This window comes from Gemmiger formicilis, assembly GCF_016901605.1.
GTDB classification, from domain to species: Bacteria; Bacillota; Clostridia; order Oscillospirales; family Ruminococcaceae; genus Gemmiger; species Gemmiger formicilis_B.
Map to the genome: position 1 here is coordinate 1 of NZ_JACJKP010000788.1, position 221 is coordinate 221.

The 221-nt window shown below is 57.9% G+C and carries 1 protein-coding gene; it reads right to left on the reverse strand.

All coding sequences use genetic code 11. The features are described from left to right. On the reverse strand, positions 1-136 hold a 136-nt coding region (locus H6B10_RS19135; protein ID WP_430661789.1), incomplete at its 3' end, for a hypothetical protein. Positions 137-221 lie beyond the last annotated feature (85 nt).

Below are 221 nucleotides of genomic sequence, written 5' to 3' on the forward strand. Positions count from 1 at the left end.
GGCCCTCGCAGCAGGTGGTCAGGTCGATGGCATGGTACACATCTTCCTCAAACAGATCACTGTACTGCTTGAACTCGTCCAGGGTCAGTTCTTCCAGCGTTTTGTCGGCGGCAAGACCGGCCGGGTCTACGGCGATTTGAACACCCTGCTGGTGATGATGAAGGGCATCCCCCTGGCCTACGACAAGGACATGCAGGAGGACAAGGAGGCCATCTTCGACG